Annotated in this window: 19 protein-coding genes; 1 reads left to right on the forward strand and 18 read right to left on the reverse strand. The window is 66.2% G+C overall.

Annotated features, from left to right (window positions below; genetic code table 11):
• Positions 1-136: 136 nt before the first annotated feature.
• Positions 137-1,036, forward strand: coding sequence for a SphA family protein (locus AC19YR_RS08350; protein ID WP_500597944.1), 900 nt, complete (start codon positions 137-139; stop codon positions 1,034-1,036).
• Between the two features lie 890 nt (positions 1,037-1,926).
• Here the strand turns inward: AC19YR_RS08350 and nirD are convergent.
• The 18 genes from nirD to AC19YR_RS08440 all read right to left on the reverse strand — a co-directional run bounded on the left by nirD (position 1,927) and on the right by AC19YR_RS08440 (position 23,051).
• Positions 1,927-2,289: a nitrite reductase small subunit NirD gene (gene nirD / locus AC19YR_RS08355; RefSeq protein ID WP_095110755.1), complete on the reverse strand. Its 363-nt coding sequence runs from the start codon at positions 2,287-2,289 to the stop codon at positions 1,927-1,929.
• Positions 2,289-4,847 (reverse strand): nitrite reductase large subunit NirB, encoded by a 2,559-nt coding sequence (gene nirB / locus AC19YR_RS08360; RefSeq protein WP_095110754.1) that lies wholly within the window; start codon positions 4,845-4,847, stop codon positions 2,289-2,291. The genes nirD and nirB overlap by 1 nt, the downstream gene beginning before the upstream one ends.
• Positions 4,848-5,373: 526 nt before the next feature.
• Entirely contained in the window at positions 5,374-5,766 is a 393-nt protein-coding gene (locus AC19YR_RS08365; RefSeq protein WP_095110753.1) for a VOC family protein, read from the reverse strand.
• Positions 5,767-5,803: 37 nt separating this feature from the next.
• Positions 5,804-6,634 (reverse strand): carbohydrate deacetylase, encoded by an 831-nt coding sequence (locus AC19YR_RS08370; protein WP_500597946.1) that lies wholly within the window; start codon positions 6,632-6,634, stop codon positions 5,804-5,806.
• The gene (locus tag AC19YR_RS08375) at positions 6,571-7,776 is read right to left on the reverse strand and encodes a GNAT family N-acetyltransferase (RefSeq protein WP_500597948.1); all 1,206 of its coding nucleotides are present in this window, start codon (positions 7,774-7,776) and stop codon (positions 6,571-6,573) included. The genes AC19YR_RS08370 and AC19YR_RS08375 overlap by 64 nt, the downstream gene beginning before the upstream one ends.
• A 37-nt stretch (positions 7,777-7,813) precedes the next feature.
• Positions 7,814-9,733 (reverse strand): hypothetical protein, encoded by a 1,920-nt coding sequence (locus tag AC19YR_RS08380; protein WP_500597950.1) that lies wholly within the window; start codon positions 9,731-9,733, stop codon positions 7,814-7,816.
• Positions 9,730-11,034, reverse strand: coding sequence for a lipopolysaccharide biosynthesis protein (locus AC19YR_RS08385; RefSeq protein WP_095110749.1), 1,305 nt, complete (start codon positions 11,032-11,034; stop codon positions 9,730-9,732). The genes AC19YR_RS08380 and AC19YR_RS08385 overlap by 4 nt, the downstream gene beginning before the upstream one ends.
• Positions 11,031-12,032: a polysaccharide deacetylase family protein gene (locus tag AC19YR_RS08390; RefSeq protein WP_500597952.1), complete on the reverse strand. Its 1,002-nt coding sequence runs from the start codon at positions 12,030-12,032 to the stop codon at positions 11,031-11,033. The genes AC19YR_RS08385 and AC19YR_RS08390 overlap by 4 nt, the downstream gene beginning before the upstream one ends.
• 11 nt (positions 12,033-12,043) lie before the next feature.
• Positions 12,044-13,180, reverse strand: coding sequence for a glycosyltransferase (locus tag AC19YR_RS08395; RefSeq protein ID WP_500597954.1), 1,137 nt, complete (start codon positions 13,178-13,180; stop codon positions 12,044-12,046).
• Positions 13,173-14,138, reverse strand: coding sequence for a glycosyltransferase family 2 protein (locus tag AC19YR_RS08400; RefSeq protein ID WP_500597956.1), 966 nt, complete (start codon positions 14,136-14,138; stop codon positions 13,173-13,175). The genes AC19YR_RS08395 and AC19YR_RS08400 overlap by 8 nt, the downstream gene beginning before the upstream one ends.
• Positions 14,135-15,508, reverse strand: a complete 1,374-nt coding sequence (locus AC19YR_RS08405; protein ID WP_500597958.1) for an O-antigen ligase family protein — start codon at positions 15,506-15,508, stop codon at positions 14,135-14,137. Before AC19YR_RS08405 ends, AC19YR_RS08400 begins: the two co-directional genes overlap by 4 nt.
• Positions 15,505-16,593, reverse strand: a complete 1,089-nt coding sequence (locus AC19YR_RS08410) for a glycosyltransferase family 4 protein (protein WP_500597959.1) — start codon at positions 16,591-16,593, stop codon at positions 15,505-15,507. Before AC19YR_RS08410 ends, AC19YR_RS08405 begins: the two co-directional genes overlap by 4 nt.
• Entirely contained in the window at positions 16,590-18,170 is a 1,581-nt protein-coding gene (locus AC19YR_RS08415) for a GumC family protein (protein WP_095110744.1), read from the reverse strand. Before AC19YR_RS08415 ends, AC19YR_RS08410 begins: the two co-directional genes overlap by 4 nt.
• A gap of 16 nt (positions 18,171-18,186) precedes the next feature.
• Positions 18,187-19,209 carry a polysaccharide biosynthesis/export family protein gene (locus AC19YR_RS08420; RefSeq protein ID WP_095110743.1) on the reverse strand — a complete coding sequence of 341 codons (1,023 nt, stop codon included), beginning with the start codon at positions 19,207-19,209 and terminating at the stop codon, positions 18,187-18,189.
• A gap of 21 nt (positions 19,210-19,230) precedes the next feature.
• A complete protein-coding gene (locus AC19YR_RS08425) occupies positions 19,231-19,878 on the reverse strand; it encodes a CpsD/CapB family tyrosine-protein kinase (RefSeq protein WP_500597961.1) in 648 nt (215 codons plus the stop codon).
• A gap of 1 nt (position 19,879) precedes the next feature.
• A complete protein-coding gene (locus AC19YR_RS08430; RefSeq protein ID WP_500597962.1) occupies positions 19,880-20,623 on the reverse strand; it encodes a sugar transferase in 744 nt (247 codons plus the stop codon).
• Entirely contained in the window at positions 20,620-21,702 is a 1,083-nt protein-coding gene (locus tag AC19YR_RS08435; protein ID WP_095110740.1) for an NAD-dependent epimerase, read from the reverse strand. The genes AC19YR_RS08430 and AC19YR_RS08435 overlap by 4 nt, the downstream gene beginning before the upstream one ends.
• On the reverse strand, positions 21,699-23,051 hold the full coding sequence (locus tag AC19YR_RS08440; protein ID WP_095110739.1) for a UDP-glucose dehydrogenase family protein: 1,353 nt from the start codon (positions 23,049-23,051) through the stop codon (positions 21,699-21,701). Before AC19YR_RS08440 ends, AC19YR_RS08435 begins: the two co-directional genes overlap by 4 nt.
• Between the last annotated feature and the right edge of the window lie 176 nt (positions 23,052-23,227).

The raw sequence follows: 23,227 nt of genomic DNA on the forward strand, positions 1-23,227 counted from the left end.
GTCGCGTAGCGGCCGTAAATCGCTGTTCGGCCGGGCACGGTTTGGGGGCTGCTGCGCACCCCAGCGCGGGCGAGCCCGCTGGCCACAGAGAAGCAACGCCATCAACCCGGATAACAACAATAAAAGGTCAACCCTGATGAGCCCATTCACCTGCAAAACCAATGCTTCCCTGCTGTGCGGCCTGTTGGCCGGCGTCGCGCTGCCGGCGCTGGCCACCGAGGGCGGCGGTTCTACCTACCCCAATGGCGCAGAAAACTACCTGTCCGGGGCCATGCCGCCGCCGGGGCTGTACTCGCAGTTTTTTGTCGGCCATTACGAGGCCGACACCTTGCGCGGCAATGACGGGCGCAAGGTGCCGGTGGACTTGCGCATTCGCGCCAACTCCATCGCCCCGCGCCTGATCTGGGTCACCGAGCAGCAGGTGCTGGGCGCCAGCCTGGCGTTCCATGCGTTGGTGCCGCTGGTGGACCTCAAGGTTTCGATCAATGGCCATTCGCAAAGCAAGCAAGGCCTGGGGGATGTGATCTTCGGCCCGGCCCTGGGCTATCACCTGAGCGAGAAAATGCACGCCATCGTCGCCCTCGACCTGCTGGCCCCGACCGGGCGCTACGAGCGCCACGACCAGACCAACATCGGGCGCAACTACTGGGGCATCGAACCGGTGCTGGCGCTGTCGTACATCGACCCGGCGGGGTGGAACCTGGACGCGAAGATCATGTACGACTTCAACCTCAAGAATGACGACACCGACTACCGCTCCGGCCAGGAACTGCACGTGGACTACGCCCTGGGCTGGGGCTTGGGCAATGGCTGGGTGGTGGGGGTGGGCGGCTACGTCTACCGCCAGACTACCGACGACCGCCAGTACGGCGAGCGCATCGACGATAACAAGGGCCGGGTTTTCGCCGTTGGCCCCTCGGTGAAGTACACCAACCCCAACGGCTGGTTCCTCACTGCCAAATGGGAGCAGGAAACCCAAGTGCGCAACCGTGCTGAAGGGCAGGCGTACTGGATGAAATTGACAGTACCGTTCTGAGGCGGTGTGCGTGCCTGCGGTGGCAGTGTTGCAGCGGCCAGAAGTGCATCGCCTGTACCGCCGCCATCGCGGGCAGGCCCGCTCCCACCGTTCAGTGGTGCTGCTGGCAGGACCTGTGGGAGCAACTGTCTTACCCCTGCCATTTGTCACCGCCACTCAGTGCCGCCCTCGCGAGCAGGCTCGCTCCCACAAAGGAAAATGAACATCCCACCCGCACCACAGTTCAACTGTGGGAGCGGGCCTGCCCGCGATGGGGCCAGCACAGCCGACACCGCTCTCCCACCGTTCAGTGGTGCTGCTGGCAGGACCTGTGGGAGCAACTGTCTTACCCCTGCCATTTGTCACCGCCACTCAGTGCCGCCCTCGCCAGCAGGCTCACTCCCACAAAGGAAAATGAACATCCCACCCGCACCACAGTTCAACTGTGGGGGCGGGCCTGCCCGCGATGGGGCCAGCACAGCCGACACCGCTCTCCCACCGTTCAGTGGTGCTGCTGGCAGGACCTGTGGGAGCAACTGTCTTACCCCTGCCATTTGTCATCGCCACTCAGTGCCGCCCTCGCGAGCAGGCTCGCTCCCACCAAGGAAAATGAACACCCCACCCGCACCACAGTTCAACTGTGGGGGCGGGCCTGCCCGCGATGGGGCCAGCACAGCCGACACCGCTCTCCCACCGTTCCAGTGGTGCTGCTGGCAGGACCTGTGGGAGCAACTGTCTTACCCCTGCCATTTGTCATCGCCACTCAGTGCCGCCCTCGCGAGCAGGCTCGCTCCCACCAAGGAAAATGAACATCCCACCCGCACCACAGTTCAACTGTGGGAGCGGGCCTGCCCGCGATGGGGCCGGTACAGCCGCCACCGCTGTATTGCCTGCAAGGGCGCGGGCACTTGTCAGCCGGCTATTTCCACCACATCTCCCACCAGCCGCACCGGCCAGGTGCGCAGTTGTTGCTGGGGGTCTTCGAGGCAGTGGCCGTCGTCGAGGCAGAAGTGCTGTTTGTACAGCGGCGAGGCAATGACGCGGTGGCCTTTGAGGTGGCCGACGATGCCGCGGCCGATCACGTTGGCCCCCGATTGCGGGTCGCGGTTATCCACGGCGTATAGGCGCTCTTCGCTGCTGAGGTAGAACAGTGCCACCTGGGCGCCGTCGAACCAGGCGACAACGCCCGAGTCGGCCACCAGGTCCTGGCGGCTGCACAGTGCTTGCCAGTGCACGGCTGGGGCGGCGTTTCGCAGGGTGTTTGGCGGGGTCATCAGTGGGCCTCCTGGGTGACGCTTATCAGTTGCAGTTCATGGTTGTGGACCGGGCGGCGCTGGCCGCGCTCCTTGACGAAGTGGATGTCCGGGTCGGCGCGTCGGTCGTTGACGAAGGTGCGAAAGCGCTTGAGTTTTTCCGGGTCGGCGATCGCGTTGGCCCATTCGCATTCGTAGCGCTCGACCACCTGGTGCATCTGCGCCTCCAACTCGCCCGCCAGCCCCAGGCTGTCGTCGATGACCACGGCTTTGAGGTAGTCCAGGCCACCCTCCAGGCTTTCGCGCCACACCGAGGTGCGTTGCAGTTTGTCGGCGGTGCGGATGTAGAACATCAGGAAACGGTCGATGTAGCGCAGCAGGGTCGCGTCATCGAGGTCGGTGGCCAGCAGCTCGGCGTGGCGCGGGCGCATGCCGCCGTTGCCGCAGACGTAAAGGTTCCAGCCTTTTTCCGTGGCGATGACGCCGATGTCCTTGCTTTGCGCCTCGGCGCATTCGCGGGTGCAGCCTGAAACCGCCAGTTTGAATTTGTGCGGCGCGCGCAGGCCCTTGTAGCGGTTCTCCAAGTGCAGGGCCATGGCCACGCTGTCTTGCACGCCATAGCGGCACCAGGTACTGCCCACGCAGGATTTGACCGTGCGCAGGGATTTGCCATAGCCGTGGCCGGTCTCGAACCCGGCCGCCACCAGTTCGCCCCAGATGTCCGGCAGTTCGTGCAGTTGCGCGCCGAACAGGTCGATGCGCTGGCCGCCGGTGATCTTGGTGTAGAGGTCGTACTTCTTCGCCACCGCGCCCAGCACCATGAGCTTGTCGGGGGTGATCTCGCCGGCGGCGATGCGCGGGATGATGGAGTAGGTGCCGTTTTTCTGCATGTTGGCCATGAAGGTGTCGTTGGTGTCCTGTAGGGCCACCCGGGCCGGGTCCATGATCGGTTGGTTCCAGCACGAGGCGAGGATCGAACCCACAGTCGGCTTGCAGATGTCGCAGCCCAGGTGGCCACGGCCGTGGCGGCGCAGCAGTTGGTCGAAATCCTCGATGCCTTCGACGCGCACCAGGGCGTAGAGCTCCTGGCGGGTATAGGCGAAGTGCTCGCACAGGCTCTTGTCCACCGCCACGCCACGGGCGCTGAGTTCATGCTCGAACACTTGCTTGAGCAGGGCGCTGCAACCGCCGCAACCGGTGGCGGCGCGGGTCAGTTGCTTGAGCGCACCGAGGTCGCTGCACCCGGCGTCGATGGCGCAGCACACCGCGCCTTTGCTGACGTTGTGGCACGAGCACAGGGTGGCGCTGGCGGGCAGAGCGTCGGCGCCCAGCGCCGGGGCCGCGCCGCCGCTGGGCAGGATCAGGCTGGCCGGTTCCTGGGGCAGGGCGATGCCGTTTTGCGCGTATTGCAGCAGGGTGTCGTAGTAGCTGTTGTCGCCAATCAGCACCGCCCCCAGCACATGCTTGCCGTCGGCGGACACCACCAGGCGCCGGTAACTGGCGCTGGCTTCGTCGATGTAGCGATAGCTGCGTGCGCCCGGCGTGGTGGCGTGGGCGTCGCCGATGGAGCCGACATCCACTCCCAGCAACTTGAGCTTGGTGGACATGTCGGCGCCGGTGAAGGGTTGCGCCACGTGCCCGGCCAGGTGCGCGGCAACGGTGCGGGCCATGGTGTAGCCGGGGGCGACCAGGCCGAACACGCTGCCGTTCCACGAGGCGCATTCGCCGATGGCGAAGATCGCTGCATCGCTGGTGCGACAGTGGTTGTCCACCATCACCCCGCCCCGGGGCGCCACGTCCAGCCCAGCGTCGCGGGCGAGGGCGTCCTGGGGGCGGATGCCGGCGGAGAACAGGATCAGGTCGGTTTCCAGGAACTGCTCGTCGGTGAAGTTCATGCGGTAGGCGTAGTCCTCGCCGGCGACGATCTCCCGGGTGGCGCGGGACAGGTGCACCTGCACGCCGAGGGCTTCGATGCGCGAGCGCAGGGCCTCGCCGCCCAGGCTGTCGAGTTGCACCGGCATCAGTTGCGCGGCGAACTCCACCACATGGGCCTCCAGCCCCAAGGACTTGAGCGCGTTGGCCGCCTCCAGCCCCAGCAGCCCACCGCCCACTACCACACCGCGGCGCGCGGTGGTGGCGGCGGCGCGGATAGTGTCGAGGTCGTCGAGCGTGCGGTAGACCAGGCGCGAAGGGCCCGCCGCACCGGGAATCGGCGGCACAAAGGGGAAGGAACCGGTGGCCAGCACCAGGCAGTCGTAGGCCTGACGCCCGGCGCCGGTGACGATCTGCTTGGCCTCGCGGTCGAGCGCCAGCACCGGTTCACCCAGGTGCAGGTGCACACCGTGGCGCAGGTAGAGGTCGGCATCGCCCAGGGCCAGGGACTCGGCGTCGCGCCCAGCGAAGTATTCGGACAGGTGCACGCGGTCATAAGCGCGCTGGCGCTCTTCGCCGAACACATGCACCTCATAGCGGGCCAGGGCGCCCTGTTCGATCAGTTGCTCGACGCAATGATGGCCGACCATGCCGTTGCCGATAATCACCAGGGTTTCGCGTGGGGTGGGGGTGACGGTGGGGTTCATAGCCTTTCCTCGAAACGGGTCGCGGCCCGGGCGGGGGCCAAATAAAAAGCAAAAAAAAACGCCTGGAGCTGGGGAATCAGCTCCAGGCGTCTTTGCCTGGCGTTCGTTGTGCTAGCGGTGAGGGACCTGGGCCGCGTTGCCTGGATCACCGCGCCCGTGCCTGGGCAGGCCAGTGGTCGTCGATGACCACTCGGGGGTGTGCCTGGGGTGTAGCAGGGTTCGTGCCAGTGTTGGATATATGGGGTTGCAGGGCTCTAGGCAGAGGGTTTTACGCGGCTGATGGTGGGGTGTGGCGAGAAAGGGGATGAACCAGATCAGGGCATCCGGGAGCGGAAATACTCTTTTTGGGGCACCAGGGCCTTATCCCAGAGGCCAGTAGAAATGATCGGCCTTTGTGGGGCTCTGCCCGCGATGAGGCCGGTACAGCCGATGCCCCTCTAGCGCTTGCAATGCCGCCATCGCGGGCAGGCCCGCTCCCACAAATGCCCCCGGCAACGCGGCCCACTGGTTCGCCATCACCGCGCAATCAAGCCTGGATCGGCGTGCACAACTCCACCAAGGTGCCGTCCGGGCAGCGCACGTAGGACACCACTTGCCCCCAGGGTTTGCGCTGTGGCGCGCTGAGCTCCGTGGCGCCATGGTCCAGGGCGCGGGTGTGGGCGCCGTGGACGTCGTCGGTGACGAGGCCGATTTCCATCCCTAAAGGTTGCGCTGAGGCGTGGGCCTGGATGTGGCCGCCGGGGAAGTTCATCTCCCCCAGTTCGTGGGCGGCAAAGGACAGGGTGGTTTCACCGCTGGCCAGTTCGCCGTAGGTTCCGGATTCATGCAAAAACCCGCGGGCAAAACCAAAGGCCTGTTCGAAAAAGGCCAGGGAGGCGGCGACGTCGGGGACGTAGACGATGGTGTATCCGAACTTCATGGGGCAGCGTTCCTTTGCCAATGATGGGGGGCGCAGCTTAACTGCCCGGCTGCTGTTTTTGAAAGGCATCGGTGTGCCGGCGCCCGGCATTGCTCCAGGCCCCGCCGGATGAGGCCCGGTGGCCATAGGACACTCGCTCGATGCCTTCCAGGCGCTGTTGCAGGACCTGGCTCAAGGACTCTTCGGGGCGCAGGTAGGTATCGCCGAAGTCGCCGTCGAGCAGGCTGGGGTGGGCGATGACTTCCAGCAGGCCCCGCTCGGGCGGTGCCAGGTCGCGCAGGTCTGCCGGGGTGCAGACATAGTCGGCGGTGCTTGCGGCCAGTTGGCGCAGGCGCCGGTTGAGCAGGGTTTTGTACAGGCGCTTGACGGGGTGGATCCGGCTGCCCAGGTTGCGTGCCAGGCGCACCGGTACGCCGTGCTGGGCGGCGAAGCGGGCGAGGATCTCGCCGATGGGCCAGATGTTGTGCACGTGTTGGTGGGAGTCCAGATGGCTGGGTTTGAGCCCCAGGTCCAGGCAGCGTTGCCATTGGGCGTGCAGTTCCTGGTGGATGGCCTCGCGCACCGAGGCCTGGAGCCACAGGCAGTGGCGCGGCAGGCGCAAGTCGAATTCGCCGGCGCCGTTGCAGAACGCCGGTTGCGCAACGATGGCCTGGCTCAGGGGGCGGCCATGGGTGAGGTTCAGGTGCAGGCCGACGCGCCCCCGCAGCAGCGGCAGGCGAGCCATGGCGCAGGCTTGGGCAAATGCGGGCATGTTGGCCATGGCCGTGGCGCTGCTAATCAGGCCGGCCTGGAAGGCTTGCAGGATCACGGCGTTTTCGTGGGCGTCGAGGCCGAAGTCGTCGGCGTTGATGATGACGTGGCTGGGCATGGCGGTGCCTCCTGGCAGGGGATGGGTGGTGCCGGTGGTGCGAGGTTGGAGTTGGCGCGCCGGCGCAGCCACGGCTTGAACAGGTGCCACAGGCGCAGGCCCAGGCCCAGGCAAATGCCGCTGGGGCGCCAGGAATAGAAGCTCCAGCGCCAGTGCTCGACCTGGTCGCTCATGCGTTCGTGGAGTTGGTGGCTGGAGTTGTCCAGGCTGACCCGCGAGGCGTCTACCCAGCGCCAGCCGTCGTCCAGGCCCCAGTCGATCCAGGCTTGCAGCAGCACACGCCCGCTGCCCAGGTCGGCGTATTGCGGTAGGAAGGCCAGGTTGTAGTCGTATAGCCGAGCGTGCTCGAGCAAGCCCAGGCGATAGCTGATACAGCGCCCGTCCAGCTCCAGGCTGACCACCCGCACCAGGCCTTGCTCGGCCAGGGCGGTGAAGGCCTGGATGATCCACGGGCGGTTGGCGGGGCTGAAGATGCCCACGCCCTCGTCGCCTTTCCAACTCTGCGCCTCCACATCGCTGAGGGCTTGCAGCAGCGGGCCGATGCTGGCCGCGTCGGGTACCCAGCGCCGCACCTGGGCGCCGCAGGCGGCAATGCGCTTGCGCGCGCGGCGCAGTTTATAGCGGGGGGCGCCGCTGACTTCCTCGCGGTCGGCGTCGCCGATCAGGTGCACCGGCACCCGGCAACTGAGGCGCCGCTCGGCGGTGGAGCTGCGGTACATCCAGTGGGCCAGGGTGCTGTGGCGGTCCGGCAGGTCGGTCAGCTCGCTGAGTTGGAGCAGGGCGTGGGGTTGCCGGCGGCGGATTTCCCCCAGTGCTTGTTGCAGGTCTGCCACGCCCAGTTCCGCCAGCCAGCCGAGGCGGTCGGCCAAGGGAAAGCCCAGGTGGCGCACCACGCGAAACGGCCAACCGGCAAAACGCTCGCGGCCACTGACCAGGGGTAGGCACAGGCACAGGGTATCGGCCTGCCAGGCCAGTAACACCTGCAACTGCTGGGTCGGGCCCAGGGCCGCTTCGGCCGCCAGCAACCAGGCCAGGGTATTGAATGGCGTGGCGTCGGGGCAGCGCTGGCGCAATTGTTCGTAGGCGCCCTGGGGGAAAAACGGGTCGCGCAGCGAACCCAGCCATTGGAAACGCACGGCCATGGCGTTCAGGCTGCCGCGTGGGGTGCAGGGTGAGCGGTCATATAACGTTCCATGTCAGGGCAAAAAGGGTTTGGCCGGGCAGGGTGAAGCGCACCACCCCATCCTGGCAGTCGAAGGGCGCCTTGCGGCTGACGCTGTCGTCGCCCATGTACAGCAGTTGGCTGTCGGCGGGCGGGCACTGAACCTGGGAACCTTGCAGGCTGATGTGCTGCTGGCGGTTGGCTTTGTTCACCCCCAGGAGGCTGCGCTGCTGGGCGCTGGCCATGGCCAGCACATCGACTTCAAAGGCGTCGTTGTCCAGGCGCAGTACCTGCCCCAGCCAGTGCTGGCTGATGAATTGCTGGGCCAGGCCCACCGGTTTGAGCTCGAAGCTGCCGTCGGCGCGCGGGCGCAGCAAACCCTTGAGGTGGTCGTCTTCATCGGCCAGCAAAAACCAGTTGAGCATGTCCAGCAAGCCGTCCTGGCTGGCGTTGATGACCACCGAGGCCCACCACAGTGAGGCGAAGTGGGTGTCTTGTTCATAGGGGCTGACCGAGCCGCCGCTGGAGATGTTGGTCTGGTCCAGCAGCAGCGCCTTGCGCGGGCGGCCATCGCTGTCCAGGCCCACCAGTTGGGCGGCCTGGCGGACCGCGTCGCGGTAGGTGCGGGTGGCCAACAGGTCGCGCACCATCCATTCGTGCCAAGCCAGGGCGTCGACGTTTTCCCCCGAGTTCTGCAACAGGCGCCGGGCCCAGTCGATGCCCCGGTAGTCACGGGCGTTTGGCAAGAACGGGCCGTTGACGAAGCGCGAGCTGGCGGGCATGGCGATGCGCACGCCGGCTTCGTGGGCGCCGGGGTAGCGGCGCACCTGCCAGGCCAGGCTGTCGAACAGCTGTTGAAAGGAACTGTAGTTGCGGTAACTGGCATTGGGTTCGTCGGCAAAGCTGATGTAGTGCAGCCCAGGCTTCGCCATGGCCACGGTGCTCGCCAGCCAGGCCTGGAGCGCAGCTTGGGTGGTGTCGTCGGCCACCAGGTCGGATTTGCGCCCGGTGGCGGCCATCAGGGTGAGGTCGTGGTCGATGGCAAACCGTTCGCGGTAGAGCTGGCGGAATTTATCTTCGAACTGCGGCCGGTTGCCTACCACATCGACAAAGCTGTAATAGCCGGCGGTGCGCAGGCCCAGGGCCTGGACCGCTTCATGGGTGGCGGGCGGCAGGCGTTCATAGGGCAACCCGCTGCCCAGGCGCGGCGTGCTGCCCAGCACGTCGGCGTACAGCGTGAGGCGCACTTGGCCGTCGTCCTCGCGCAGCGGTTGCAGGTGTTCGGGGCGCTGGGCGAACAGGTTGGCCGTGCCATCGAGCCAGAACGCCGCCTTGCCGCTGCCCAGCAGGCGCAGGCGCCAGACCTGCTCGGTGGTGGCCACGGGCAGGGCCACTTGGTCGAAATGCCAGTGCTGCGGGTAGGGTTTGAGTGCCAGGGCCAGGCGCTGGCCATCGGCGAGGCGTTCGGCTTGCAGGGCGCGCACCCCGCCATGGAACTTGCCCGCGAGAAAGGCCCGCTCGCCGGCGCCCACCTTGAAGTACAGCTCGGTGTCGGCGGGCAGTTCGGCGTTGAAGTGAACCTTGACCGGTGCGTACAGGGCTGCGGTTCGTTCATCGTGCTCTACCCGGTAGCGGCGGAAGCTGTAGCCGGGGATCTCCAGGCGATAGCGGCCGGCGGCCAGGGGCCAGCGCTGGCGGCCGCGGGTTTCGTCGGCGTCGATCACGCGCTCGGCGTGCAGACGGCCCTGGCCGTCCAGCAGGTACAGGTGCTCCTGGTTGGCATCGGCTTGCCAGGCTGGGGTCCAACTGACGGCCAGGGTGTCGCCTTGCCCGGTTTGCAGATACAGGCTGCCATCGCGGATCGCCGCCCAGCTCAGGGCCTGCGCCGCCGCACCCTGGCACAGCAGCAGGCCGAGCAGCAGGGCCATGGCTTTCATGCCGGGCTCCGGGTGAGCAGGTTGCGTACCGACACCAAATCGCCGGGCAGGATGAACAACGTCTGCCACACCGGCACCCGGTTGAGCCGGCAGTACAGCGCCAGCAGGCAGGCGGCCACCGCCAAATAGGTGGCGGACGAAGCTATGGCGGCGCCAACGATGCCGTACCGGGGGATCAGAACCAGGTTGAGCACCAGGTTGAGCAGGGCCCCCAGGCCGGTGGCCAGGGAGATGCTGCCGGGGCGGTTCTTGCCCAACAGGTCCAGGCGCAGGGTGCTGACGAAACACAGCCCCAGGCTGCCCGGCAGCAGGGCCAACAGCGCCGGGTAGGCGGGGCGGTATTCGGCGCCGAACAAGGTGACGATCAGCCATTCGCCCAGCAGCGCCATGCCGGCACAGGCGCAGATCATCACGGTGCTGGTTAGGCGCAGGGCCATGGCGGTCAGGCTCTCGATGCCTTCGCCCTGTTGCAACAGGCGTTTCATCAGCGGGGTGGTGACGGCCTCGGTGACGATGGTCAGCAGGTCGGCGGCGGCGCTGGCCATGGCATAGAAGCCCAGGGCGGTGCTGCCCAACAGGGTGCTGATGAACAGGTAATCGGCCCGCGAGATGACCTGCCTGAACAGGGTTTCGGGGTGGCTCTTGGCGCTGTAGTGCAGCAGTTCGTTTTGCCCCTGGCGGTCCCACCTCAGGGCCAGTTCGTGGTTGTGCGAAAGCCACCAGCAGCCCACCGCTACCACCAGCCCCAGCCCCGCCAGCCAGGTTATCAGCGCCGCTTCCAGGGCCGCGGTTTGCCACATCCAGAACAACGCCAGGAACAGCAGCAGCGGCGCGGCGGACTCGATCAGGCGCAAGCCGTTGTAGCCTTCCACCCCGCCGGAGGCATTGTGCAGGTTGAGCAGGCCGTTCTTGAGCACCGCCAACGGCACCGCCAGCAGCAGCAACCAGGCCAGCAGGCCCAGTTGCCGGGTGATCTCAAGGCTGGCGCCGAACTCGCGCAGCAGCCACACCCCCAGCCAGGTCGCCAGCCCACCGAGCAGGCAGCCGAACACCAATACCTGGCTGAGCAGCAAACCCATGGCCCGTTGCTGGGCGGCCTGGTAGGCGATGGCCGAGTTGAGCCCGCCGCTGGTGACCGCGCTGATAAGTTCGGGCAGGGCACTGAGCAGGGCGAACAGGCCCCGCTCACTGGGGCCCAGGATGCGCGCCAGGAGCACGTTACGCAGCAAGCGCAGGACGATCATCGCCACGCGGGTGCCCATGCTCATGGCCAGGTGCCGCAGGTAGGGGCTGCGGGTCATGGCCGTGCCCCTTGATACATGCGCCAGGCCAGCAGCGACGGGTGGTGGGCGGTGTGCTGGCTGACGCCGATGCGCGGCAGTGCCAGTGGGTCGTGGGCGCCGCGCCAGACGCCTGGGCGGGTGCCCAGGGCATAGGGGTAACGGTGGGCGGCCACGCGTTCGCGTACCCGTGTGTCGTGGTTGCCATTGGGGTAGCAATACACCGGCAGCGGCTGGCGGCAGCCGCGCAGCAGGGCTTCGTGGCTGCGGCGCAACTCATGCTCCAATTGCTCATCGTCCAGCCCGGTGAGGATGGCGTGGCTGGCGCCATGGGGGCCGAAACGCACCAGCCCGGAATCTTCCAACTGGCGCACCTGTTGCCAGTCCAGTGCCTGGGGCGTGCCCTGGGCGGGGCAGGCGTCGGCCAATTGGCTCAAGCCTTGCGCGGACATGGCCTTGAGGCTTTGCAGGTACTGGGCCAGGGCCTGGCTGCGTTGTGGCTCGGTGGCGCTGTCGAGCAGGGCGACGGGCACGGGGCGGCCGATGCCGTAGAGGTGCTCGATCAGGTTCTGCCGCGCCTGGGCGCCGAAGCTGCCCCACAGGGTTTCGCCGACGCTTTCCCACCAGAAGCACTGGCGGCTGCCGATGAAGTCGGTGGAGAGGAAAATGCTTGCCGGTACCTGATGGTGTTGCAGCAAGGGGAAGGCGTTGATGGCGTTGTCGCGCCAGCCATCGTCGAAGGTCAAGGCCACCCGTGGCCGCGCGGCGCGCACGGGGGCGGTGAGTAAGTCCATCAGCGGTACACAGTCGAAATGGCGCTTGAGCCAACGCAACAAATGCTCGAACGCCTGAGGGCCGATGCACAGCTCAGTGCGATGAGCGAGCAGGGCACTGGTGTCGTCGGCCAGCACCCGGTGCAGCATTAGGATCACCCCGGCGCCGCGCAAGGGCGCCGCTGGCCGGGGCGTGTTGAGGTAGAGCCAGCCGGCGCTGCGCTTGACGAGTTGTTTGATAGCCATGGGCGCCGTCCTCAGCGGTTTTCGTCGGGGGTCCACTGGGGGTAACGATGGCCCCGCAGGAACTGCCACAGGCCCGCGCTCATCCCGGCCAGGGTCACCACCACGAAGGCAGCGAGGCGAAACGGCTTGGGCAGGCGATGGCGCACGTCCAGCAACCCGGCGATGGCCACGCCATAGCCGAGCACCTGGGCGATCAAGGCCAGGTTGTAGAAGCCATGCTCGCCCCACAGCCACAGGTTGCTCAGCAGCAGCGGCACCAGCAGCACCGGGGCCAGGCGGCGCAGCAGCTTGTGGCTAATCAGCGCCACGGCGTAGAGGCCGTGGCGCAGCGGGTTGAGCAGTTCGCTGCGCTGGGCCAGGCTTTGCAGGCCGCCTACGGTCACCCGTTGGCGGCGGCGAAACTGTCTGTTGGCTTGATCGACGCCCTGGTCGGTGACCCGCGCCGATTCGACGTAGACGATGGTTTTGCCGCCCACGGCCGCGCAGGTACTGAGAAAGAAGTCATCGTTGACTTCGGCGGGGATCCATTGCAGCAACTCGCGCCGCAGGGCCAGCAGCGCGCCGTCGGCAGACACCATGCACCCGGTACGGTTTTCCATGCGCCGCAGCCAGCCCTCGTAATGACGGTAGAGGCTGTCGCCCAGGCTAAGGCCGTTGCCCGGCACCGGAATACTCATGTGCCCGGCGCACGCCCCAACCTGGGGATCGTTGAGCGGTGCGAGCAAGTGGCCCAGGGTGTCGCTGGCCCACTGATTGTCCGCGTCGGTGAATACCAGTATCTCTCCCGTGGCGTGACCCACGGCGGTATTGAGGGTGGCGGTCTTGCCCCGGCGTGGCAGGTCGAGCACTTCAATGCGTGGGTCGACCACGGCTTGGGCACGGGCCACGGTGTCATCGCTGGAGCCGTCGCTGGCCAGGATGATTTGCAGACCCAGGGGGGTGTAATCCTGCACCAGCAGCATGCGCAGCTTGTCTTCGATATGCCGCGCCTCGTTGTGGGCGGCAATGATGACGCTCACCGTCATCGGCCGGGCGGCCTCGACCCGGCGTGCTTTGAACAGCGGCGCCAACAAGGTCAGCAGCAGCGGGTAGCCGACGTAGGCATAGAACGGCAACAGCAGGCACAACCAGAAAATCACTTCAGCCACGGGCAGGTCTCCTTGCTTTCCAATGACACAGGCTGAGCACGAACGCGGCGCCCGCCAAGTGCAGGCGTACCCAGTGCAGGCCCCACAGTTGCAGGCTCAGCCAGGGGTCGCGGTGACTGAGGCTTTGGCGCAGGCTCAGGGCCAGCGCCGGCAGGCTGGTCAGCAGCAAAAGGAACAAGGCCTGGCGCGCCTGGCCGGCGAACAGCGCCGCCAGGGCCAGGGCATCGAGGGCCCACACACCCAGCGAGAGCAGGGGCAAGCGCAGCAGGCGCCAGTTGAAACGGCTGCGCAGCAGTTGCACATGGCTGCCCTGGCGCCACAGCTCCTTGCCCATCCATTCGCGCCAATTGACTTCATAGCCCCAGTGCAGCGCCAGGCTGTCGTTGACCGCCAGCAGGCGTGCGCCGGCGCGGCTGAGGCGCTGGGTCAGGTCCTTGTCTTCGCCGGTGCGCAGGTGTTCGTCGAAGCCGCCGACCTGCTCGAACCAGTGGCGGCGCATCAGCAGGTTGGCGCTGGGCAGCCACGGCGCCGGTGGCCGCGGGCGATGGGCCGGGCGCAGGGTACGCCGCTGCCAGGCACAGGCGAACCACGGCGCCTGGGCCGGGGTGTCGCAATCAAGCGCCAGCACATCGGCCTGGCCACTGGCCTCAAGGCCGGTGAGCAGTGCCAGGCTGTCGGGGGGCATTTCGATATCAGCGTCGATAAACGCCAGCCATTGCCCCTGCGCCTGGGCCGCGCCGGCATTGCGCAGGGCGCCGATGGCCAGGCCCGGCAGCGACCACACGCGGGCACCGCAGTCGCGGGCGATCTGCGGGCCCTGGTCCTGGGAGCCGTTATCCATCACCAGTAGCTCGCACTCAAGGCCAGCCGCCCGTGCCGCCAGGCGCGCGGCCTGCAAGGTGCGGCCAATGTGCCGCGCTTCGTTGTACATGGGTATGACGATGCTGATCCCGGTCATGGCCGCGCCTCCTGGCGTGTGGCCTGTTCCACCTGTTGGCGCAGCACGGCGGACAGCGCCAGCATGATCCACAGGTACTTGAGGTTGGGCACGCTGAGGAACAACAAAAACAGGGCCAGCACCAACAGGCTGATGCCCAGGTGAGTGAGCAGGTCGGCCTGCTCGTGGGCGCCCCGGCGCAGGCACAGGGCGCGCGCGCGCAGGAAATTCCATAGGCCCAGGGCAATCATGGCGATAAACAGCAGCGCCGCCGGGATGCCGGTTTCGGCCAGCAGCCCCAGGTAGGTGTTATGGGCTTCGCGCAGCAGGTCGCCGGGTTTGCGGTGCGAGGCAATGAACAGCTTGGCGTAACCGCTGTTGGCGTAATGCTGGGGGAAAGTGCCGGGGCCGGCGCCGAGCAACGGGTGCTCCAGGATCAATTGCCCCCCCACCAACACGTATGAGGCGCGCCGGCCCAGGGATTCGTCGGCCTGGGTGCTGACGTTGCCCCCCAGCGCAGCCAACGACTGCATACGGGCAAAGTAGGACGCCGGCACGGTGTAGGCCGCCAGGGGCACGGCAATGGCCAGGGCCAGCATGGCGAACCCCAAGTGCCGTGGGCGAATGCCGGGCAGGTGCGAGCGGTAATGCCACACCCCAAGGCCCAGGCTGAGCAGCAGCACCAGCAGCCCCGAGCGCGATTGCGTGGCGGTCATGCCCGCCAGCAACAGCCCGGTGCAGCCCAGCCAGAGCAGCCGTTGCCCGGCACTGTGGCTGTGAATCGCCAGCAACAGGGCCAGGGGCACGGCAAAGGCGACAATCATCGCCATCAGGTTGGGGTCGTCGAGCAGGCCGGCGGCGCGGCCCTCGTCTTGAAAGTGGCTGGAGAGCAGGGCCATGGCGCAGGTCAGGGCGATGCCCAGTACCGTCAAGCGGCAGAACAGCCCCAGGTTCAGCCCGCGGCCCAGCACCAGGGTGATGACGAACACCACCGGGCCCACCAGCAGGTTGCGCAGGTCGCCCAGGGATGCCTGGCGGTCATCGGAGGCCCACAGGCTCAGCAGGTACAGGGCGCTGAAGCCCAGCAGCAGCGGCCACAGGTTGCTGCGCAAGTGGCTGGCGGGGATTTGCCGCAGGGCCAGTTGCAGCGCCAGCACCAGCATCAGCGACAGCCCGAGGAACTTGGCCGCGGAAAAACTGCTGTCGCGGAACAACCCCTCGAACGGCAGCACCGCCACCAACGCCAGCAAGCCCCAGGCCGGGCGCCGATACAGCAGCACCACGCCCAGCAACCCCAGCACGGCGCCGGGTGCCAGGTACGGAAAAGGGCTGGCCAATAAGGCCAGGGCCAACAGCGCCACCAGGGCGACCAGCGACAGTGGCACGATCATGGCCGTGCGCCCCGTGCGGTGTTCAGGTACAACTGCCCCCAACGCCCGGCCAGTGCGGCCAGGTCGTAGCGCTCGCGCTGGGTGTGGCGGGCGTTGTCGCGTAATTGCCCGGCGCGTTGCGGCTGCTCCAGTAGGCAGGTGAGCTGGCGTGCCAGCGCGGGGCTGTCCAGGCCCGGGGCGAGCAAGCCGTTGTGGCCATCGACGATCACGTCGCCAATCCCGCCCACGGCGAAGGCCACCACCGGCACGCCGGCCTGCATGGCTTCGAGCAGGATCATCGGCGTGCCTTCGGTGCGCGAACTGATGACCAGCGCATTGAGCCGCGCCCACCAGGGCTGCATGTCGTGTTGGTAACCGGGCAGGTGGATGCGCCCCGCCAACCCGGCAGCGTCGATACGCGCCTGCAAGGCCTCGCGTTCGGGGCCGTCACCGAGCATCACCGCATTCAGCGTGGGGTGTTGCCGGCACAGCGGGATCAAGGCATCGAGGAACAGGTCGGGGCCTTTTTCCTGGCTCAGGCGCCCGACAAAACCAGCCAGCCAGGGGTGCTCGCCCGGGCTGCTGGGCAGCGCGGCCAGCGCGGCCGGCAAGCCGTTGGGGATGACGTGCAGTTTGTCCGCGCGTACCTGCGCCTGGCGGTGCAGCACGGCGATGCTCTCGGCCACGCACACCACCCGGTCCACCACGCGGGTGCGGCACAGTTGCAGGCTCAGCCAGGTGTACAGGCGCTGCTTGCGGCTGCGCGGGGTAAAGCCGTGTTGGGTGATGACCAACGGCAGGCGCCACAGCAAGGCCGCCAGCCAGCCGAACACCAGGCCCTTGAAATTGTGAGCATTGAGCAACGGCCGCTGGGCCCTTTGCCGATGCAGGCTGCGCAGCAGCGTGCTCAGGTCGGGGCAGTCATGGCACTGCACCCCGGCGGCGCGAAAACGCGCTACCAGCGGCGCCGGCGCGCCGAGGAACAGCACCTGATGCCGGCCCGCCGTCGCCAGGCAGTGGTCCAGCAGCATCCGCTCGGCGCCGTAGAAACCACCGCTGCCCAGCAGGTGGATGATCGGCAGTGCAGCCTCGACGGCGCTGTTCAATTGCGCACCCAGTGCATCAGGCGCGGCATCGACCAGTTGGGGTGCGGGTTGGGTTGCTCGTGCTGCTGGTCGTTGATGACAAGCAGCACCGGCAGGTCCAGTTGCCGGGTGATCTGCGCCGGGTGTTTGAAGCGGTGGTCGAAGAACTCACGCAGGTACACCAGGGTGATCGCCAGCAGCAGGCCGGTGAGCAGGCCGAACGGAATAATCAGCATGGGCTTGGGGAACGCCGCTTCGGTGGGCTCGTAGGGCGGGCTCAGTACACGGGCGTTGGACAGGCCGTTGTCCTGGGGCCGTTGGGTGCTTTCCTCATAGCGCTGGGTATAGGTGAAGAACGCCGCGTGTAAGGCGTCGATCTCGGTGTCCATCTGGCGCAGCTTGCTCAGGGTTTCTTGCAGTTGGTGGATGCGCGCCTTGAAGTCGGCGATGCGCTGGGTTTTCTGCGCCACCACCGAGCGGACGATGTCCAGGTCGCTGCTGCGTTCCTGGATGCGGTTGTTGACCACTTTGAGGAACTGCTGGCGCGCGCGGCTGATCTGCTCGCGGATCAACAGCATCGGCTCGCTGCCGGGCTGGAAGATCGCCAGGTCACTGTTGTAGCGCGCCACCAGGGTGGTCAGTTGCTCGACCATCTGGCCGATTTCGCGGTCCTGATAGGTGAGGTTGTCCACGGTGGTGGTGAAGGTGTAGGGGAAGGTGAAGTCGCGGCTGCTGGCCGCCGCCAGGCTGGCCTTGAGGTAATCGAGCCACTGCTGGCCTTGCAGCAAGCGGTCGCGGGCCTGGTTCAGGGCCTGTTCCTCGACGTTGATGGCGTTGAGGCGAAAGGTGATTTCCTCCTTGGGGTCGGAGGCGCCGATGCCTTCGAGCAGGCCCAGGCGATTGCCTTCCAGGCCATCGAGGCGCGCGCGGTATTGGCTTTTCTTCTGCTCGTAAAAGGTCTGCGGCAGGTCATTGGATTGCAGGTCCTGGCGGTTTTGCAGGTAGTTATCCAGCAATTGGGCGACGAACAGGGTGCCCTGGGTCGGGTCGGCAAAGCGGTAGGTGATGGAGATCACGTTGGAGCCGGGCAGGGTTTCCACCTTGAGGTTATGCAGGGCGTTCTCCACCAGCATGTCCAGGGTGTTATCGCGCGGCGGGTCCACCTCCATGCCCAAGGCCTGGCGCGCTGGGTTGACCAGATGCTCGCGCAAGGGTGTGAGTACCTGCTCGCGTAGCGGGCGCATCACCCAGCGGCTGAGCAGGCCCTTGGGCGGCGTGTATTCGCCGCGTTCGCGCAACTGGCTGATGGTCTGGCGGATCAGGGTGGGCGAACGCAGGATGTTGCTCTCTGTCTCCATGTCCGACAGCGACGGTTGCACGAACTTGTCGGTGTCCTGGGCCAGCAGGGTCGCGGTGTCGCTTTGCGAGAGTTTTTTCGACTGCACGATGACCTGGGCGGTGATGTCGAAGCTCTGCTTGAGCAACAGGGGCAGCAGCAGGGCGATCACGGCGAACAGCAGGAACACCCGTTTGACCAGTTGCCGGTTGGCGAACAGGATCCTGAAGAACTCGTGCAGGTAGTTTTCCTGGGGATTCATGGCGGGCACCTGCGCTTTAGTTGTCATTGCTGTTGTCGTTCAGGTCATAGCCGACGCTGAACCCGATGCCCTGGAACAGCACCACGTCGGCCAGTTGCCGGGCGATTTCGCCGGCGCTGGCCAACCCGGTCTTGGGCACGAACAGCATGTCGTCCGGTTGCAGGTAGGCCATTTGCGTGGCATCGCCTTCCAGGGCCTTGGCCACGTCGTAGTGGTAGGCCTCGACCTGGTTGCCCTTGCGCCGCATCACCACCACCGAGCCCAGTTGCGCCTTGATGCTGGGGCCGCGGGCCAGGGACAGGGCTTCGAGGATCGACACCGGCCGGCGGATCGGGTACGCCCCGGGCATGCCCACTTCACCCAGCACATACACCTCGTTGCCCGCCGTGGACTTGAGCAGCACATCCACCGTCATGCGCCCCGGTAGCTGGGCGTAGCGCTGGTTGAGTTGGTCGCGCAATTGGTTGAGGGTCATGCCTTGCAGGGGCAGGGCACCGATCTCGGGGAAACTGGCGTAGCCGTCGGTGCCCACGGTGATGTCGCGGCTCATGCCGGTGGCCGGGTGGTTAAGGGTGTTCTTGAGGTTCTGTTCGTTGGTCATCGGGCTGGTGACCTGCACCGACAACTGGTTGCGGTTGGGCTTGAACAGGCTCTTTTGTGTGTAGATGCGCTGGATCTCCTCGCGCGCCTGCTCGCTGGTCAGCCCAGCGATTTTCGCCGAGGCATTGGCGCCGGGCAGGTCGATGGTGCCGTCGGGCAGTACCAGGCGATTGCCGTTGAGCTGGCTGGCGGCGTTGAAGGTCAGCGCCACTTGGTCGCCGGCCTGCACTTGGTAGGCGTTGGAGCCGCTGGTGCCGATATGGAAGATCACTTCCAGCACGTCCTGCGGGCGCAGGGTTTGTTCCACTTGCCCGATATCGGTGGCCTGGGCGTTGGCGGGCGCAGCGGTGAGGATCTGCACCGGGGTGCTGCGGGTTTCGGTATGGCTGGTGCAACCGGCCAGCGGCAGCAACAGCAGGACAAGCAGTCGGGTGTTCATGGCGTCATCCTTCGTGGCGGCTCAGAGGTTGTCGTACAGCCACTTGGGCATGTAGTACTTGCGGCCATTGAAAATGCTGCCGATCAGCTTGGCCCCGGCCTGGGCCAGGCGCTGGGTGGCGGCCTGGGCCACTTCGCTGCGGGTGTCTTCGGCGCGCACCACGAGAATGACGCCGTCCACCAGGGGGCTGATGACCAGGGCGTCGGCCGCCGAGTACACCGCGCCGCCGTCGATCACCACAAAGCGGTACTTGCCGCCCAACTGCTTGAGCAACGGGCGCAGGTGCTCGCTGTGCAAGTGGCTGGCGTCGCGCGGCGAGCGGCCATTGGGCATCACGTCGAAGGGCAGGTTAGGCACTTGGACAATGCAGTCCTGCACCAGGGGCGGTGGTTGGGAATCGAACAGCAAGTCGCGAAAACCGCGCTCGCGGCCCAGGCCCAGTTGCTGGCTGAGGTTGTGGCTATCCTGGCAGGCGTCCAGCAGCAGTACGCGGCCACAGCTCATCTGTGCCAGTTGGCCGGCCAGGGCCAGGGCGCTGGTGCTGGTGCCATCGCCGGTGTTGGCGGCGGTGATGAGCAACAGGCGCAGGTCCGGGTCGAGCAGGGCCGAGGTCAGGTTGGTTTCGCTGGGTTGAGCGAAGGTGGGGCTTTTGCTGGTTGAACCGTCCATCTCAACTTGCTCCTTGGCCGCTGAACACTTTGAAAGGGGTTTTCAACAGGATCTTCATGTCCAGCATCAGGCTCTGTTGGCTGATGTAGCTCAGGTCCAGTTCTACCCGTTGGTCGAAATCAATGTTGCTGCGCCCGCTGATCTGCCATAGGCCAGTGATGCCGGGATAAATACTCAGGCGTACCAAGTGGTTGTCCTGGTAGCGGTAGGCATTGAAGGAGGTGGGGCGCGGGCCCACCAGGCGCATGTCGCCGATGACCACATTGAACAGGTTGGGCAGTTCATCGAGGCTGCTGCGCCGCAGCCAGCGCCCGATCGGGGTCACGCGCGGGTCGCGGTCGATCTTGAAGTCGATGGCCTCGCTGCCGTGCTTGTTCAGGTAGCGCAGCGATTCCTTGAGCTCTTCGGCGTTGGCGACCATGGTGCGCAACTTGTACATGCCGAACATCCGCCCGCGATAACCGGTGCGCTGTTGCACGAAAAACACCGGCCCCGGGCTGCTCCATTTGACCAGGGCGGCCAGGGCCAGCAGCAGGGGCGAGAGCAGCACCAGCAAGGCCACGGCACCGAGGCAGGCGAGCACGCGGTTGGTGCGCGACAGGCTCCAGGGCCGCCCGCCCTCGCGGCCGGTGAGCCAGCCGCGGCCCTGGCGGTGGATGGCGGCGTCCAGGCGCATGCGGTGGGTGGCGTCCAGGCGCTTGTCGCGGCGCAGTTGGGTGGTGGCATGGGATTGTTGGCCTGTCATGGGGTTCTCCACGGCTTATGGGTCGCTGCCGCTGACGAAGCTCCACGGTTTTGTGGTGTCTCAACATCGGGCAAGGGGTAGTAGTCACGAAACCAGGCCACGAAGCGCCCAAGGCCTTCGTCCAGCGCGATCCGTGGGCGAAAACCGCTGGCGCGCTCTAGCGGCGCGGCATCGGCGCAAGTGTCGAGCACATCCCCCGGTTGCAGGGGCAGTAACTCGACGCGGGCTTGGCGGCCCAGGTGTTTTTCCAGCAGTGCCACGTAAGCCTTGAGCGCCACCGGGCGTTGCCCGCCGATGTTGTACAGGCACCAGGGTGCCAGGCTGGTGGCCGGGTCCGGGGCGTCGCCGGCCCATTGCGGGTTGCCCTGGGGCGGCCGATCAAGCAGGCGTACCAGGCTTTCGATGATGTCGTCGATGTAGGTGAAGTCGCGCAGGTGCAGGCCGTGGTTGAACAGTTGCAGCGGGCGGCCCTCGCTGATGGCCCGGGCGAACTGGATCGGCGACATGTCCGGCCGGCCCCAGGGGCCGTACACGGTAAAAAAGCGCAGGCCGGTGCAAGGGATCGCAAACAGGTGGCTGTAGCTGTGGGCCATCAACTCATTGGCTTTTTTGCTGGCGGCGTACATCGACAGTGGGTGGTCGGCGCCCTCGTGCACCGAATAGGGCGTGCGCGTGTTGGCGCCGTACACCGAACTGGACGAGGCGTAGATCAGGTGCCGCACCGGGTACTGGCGGCAGCCTTCGAGGATGTTGAGGAACCCGGTGAGGTTGCTGTCCACATAGGCCCGCGGGTTTTCCAGGGAGTAGCGCACCCCGGCCTGGGCGGCGAGGTGGATGACCGCCTCGGGTTGCTCGCGGGCGAACCACTGGTCGATAGCCACGCCATCGGCCAGGTCCAGGCGTTCGAGGGCAAAGTCCCCGGCCTGCTCGCGCACCCAGCGCACCCGCGCTTCCTTGAGCGCCGGGTCGTAGTAGCCGTTGAAGTTGTCCAGGCCCAGCACCTGATGGCCGTCGCGCAACAGGCGCAACACGCAATGGGCGCCGATAAACCCGGCGGCGCCGGTGACCAGGACCTTCACTTCGCGGCCTCTTGCGGGGCCACGTGGCGTAGGCCGATGCCGCGATAGTGCAGCCCGGCGGCCGCGATGTGCTCGGGGTTGTAAAGGTTGCGCCCGTCGATCACCACCCGCGCGCGCAACTTGCTGGCCAACCAGGGGAAGTCCACCACACGAAAGTTCTTCCATTCCGTGCAGATCACCAGGGCGTCGGCGTCTTCCAGGGTGTCGTCGCGGGTGGCGCACAGTTGCAGGTCATCGCGATAGCCGTACAGGCGCCGGCATTCGGCCATGGCCTCGGGGTCGAAGGCACGCACTGTGGCACCCTCGTGCCACAGGGCTTCCATCAAGTAGCGGCTGGGGGCTTCGCGCATGTCGTCGGTGTTGGGCTTGAAGGCCAGGCCCCAGAGCGCGATCGATTTACCGCCCAGGCCTTCGGGAAAGTAGGCGCGCAACTTGCCCAAGAGGATGTTGCGCTGGCTGTCGTTGACGTCGCACACGCTTTGCAGCAGGCGCAGCGGCATGCCGTTGTGGTCGGCGGTGTGCAGCAGGGCACGCAGGTCCTTGGGAAAGCACGAGCCGCCAAAGCCGCAGCCGGGGTAGATGAAGTGGTAACCAATGCGTGGGTCCGAGCCGATGCCTTTGCGCACCGCCTCGATATCCGCGCCCAGGTGTTCGGACAGGTTGGCCAACTCGTTCATGAAACTGATACGGGTGGCCAGCATGGCGTTGGCGGCGTACTTGGTCAGTTCGGCGCTGCGGTTGTCCATCACCATCAGTTTTTCGTGGTTGCGGCACAGTGGTGCGTACAGGTCGGCCAGTTGCGCCTGGGCGATGGGGTCGCTGGTGCCGATGATGATCCGGTCGGGGCGCATGCAGTCGAGCAGGGCGCTGCCTTCCTTGAGGAACTCGGGGTTGGATACCACCCGCACGCACAGCTCTGGCTTGCCTTGGCGTTGCAGTTCGGCGCGGGCGCAGGCCAGTACCTGGTCGGCGGTGCCCACCGGCACGGTGGATTTGATGATGAGGGTACGGTCGGCAGCCATGTGCTGGGCGATTTGCCGGGTGACCTCCAGCACATGCCTCAGGTCAGCGGAACCGTCTTCGTCGGGCGGGGTGCCCACCGCGATAAACACCAGGGTGGCATGGGCCACTGCGTCGCTGGCCTGGGTGCTGAACAGCAGGCGGCCGTGCTTGATGTTGTCTTCGAGCATCAGCGACAGGCCGGGTTCGCTGATGGGGGGCACGGCTTGCTGGAGCTGGCGAATCTTCTGGGCGTCGGTGTCCACGCAGAGCACGCGATGGCCGATATCAGCCAAAGCGGCTGCTTGAATCAGGCCCACGTAGCCCGTGCCGAATACGCTGACGTCCATATTCACGCCTCTTAAATAATCAATTTATCTAAATAGAATTAATACCTTGGAGTTGGTATAGATCAGCCTGGAAAAATCGTGTCAATGAAATGACATGTTTTTTATCGGACGATCTTTTTCCCACGCTCTGCCAATGACCATGAATTGCTTTGCGGTCGGGGATTTAGCCCATTTTT

Source organism: Pseudomonas sp. MF08817 (assembly GCF_059862705.1).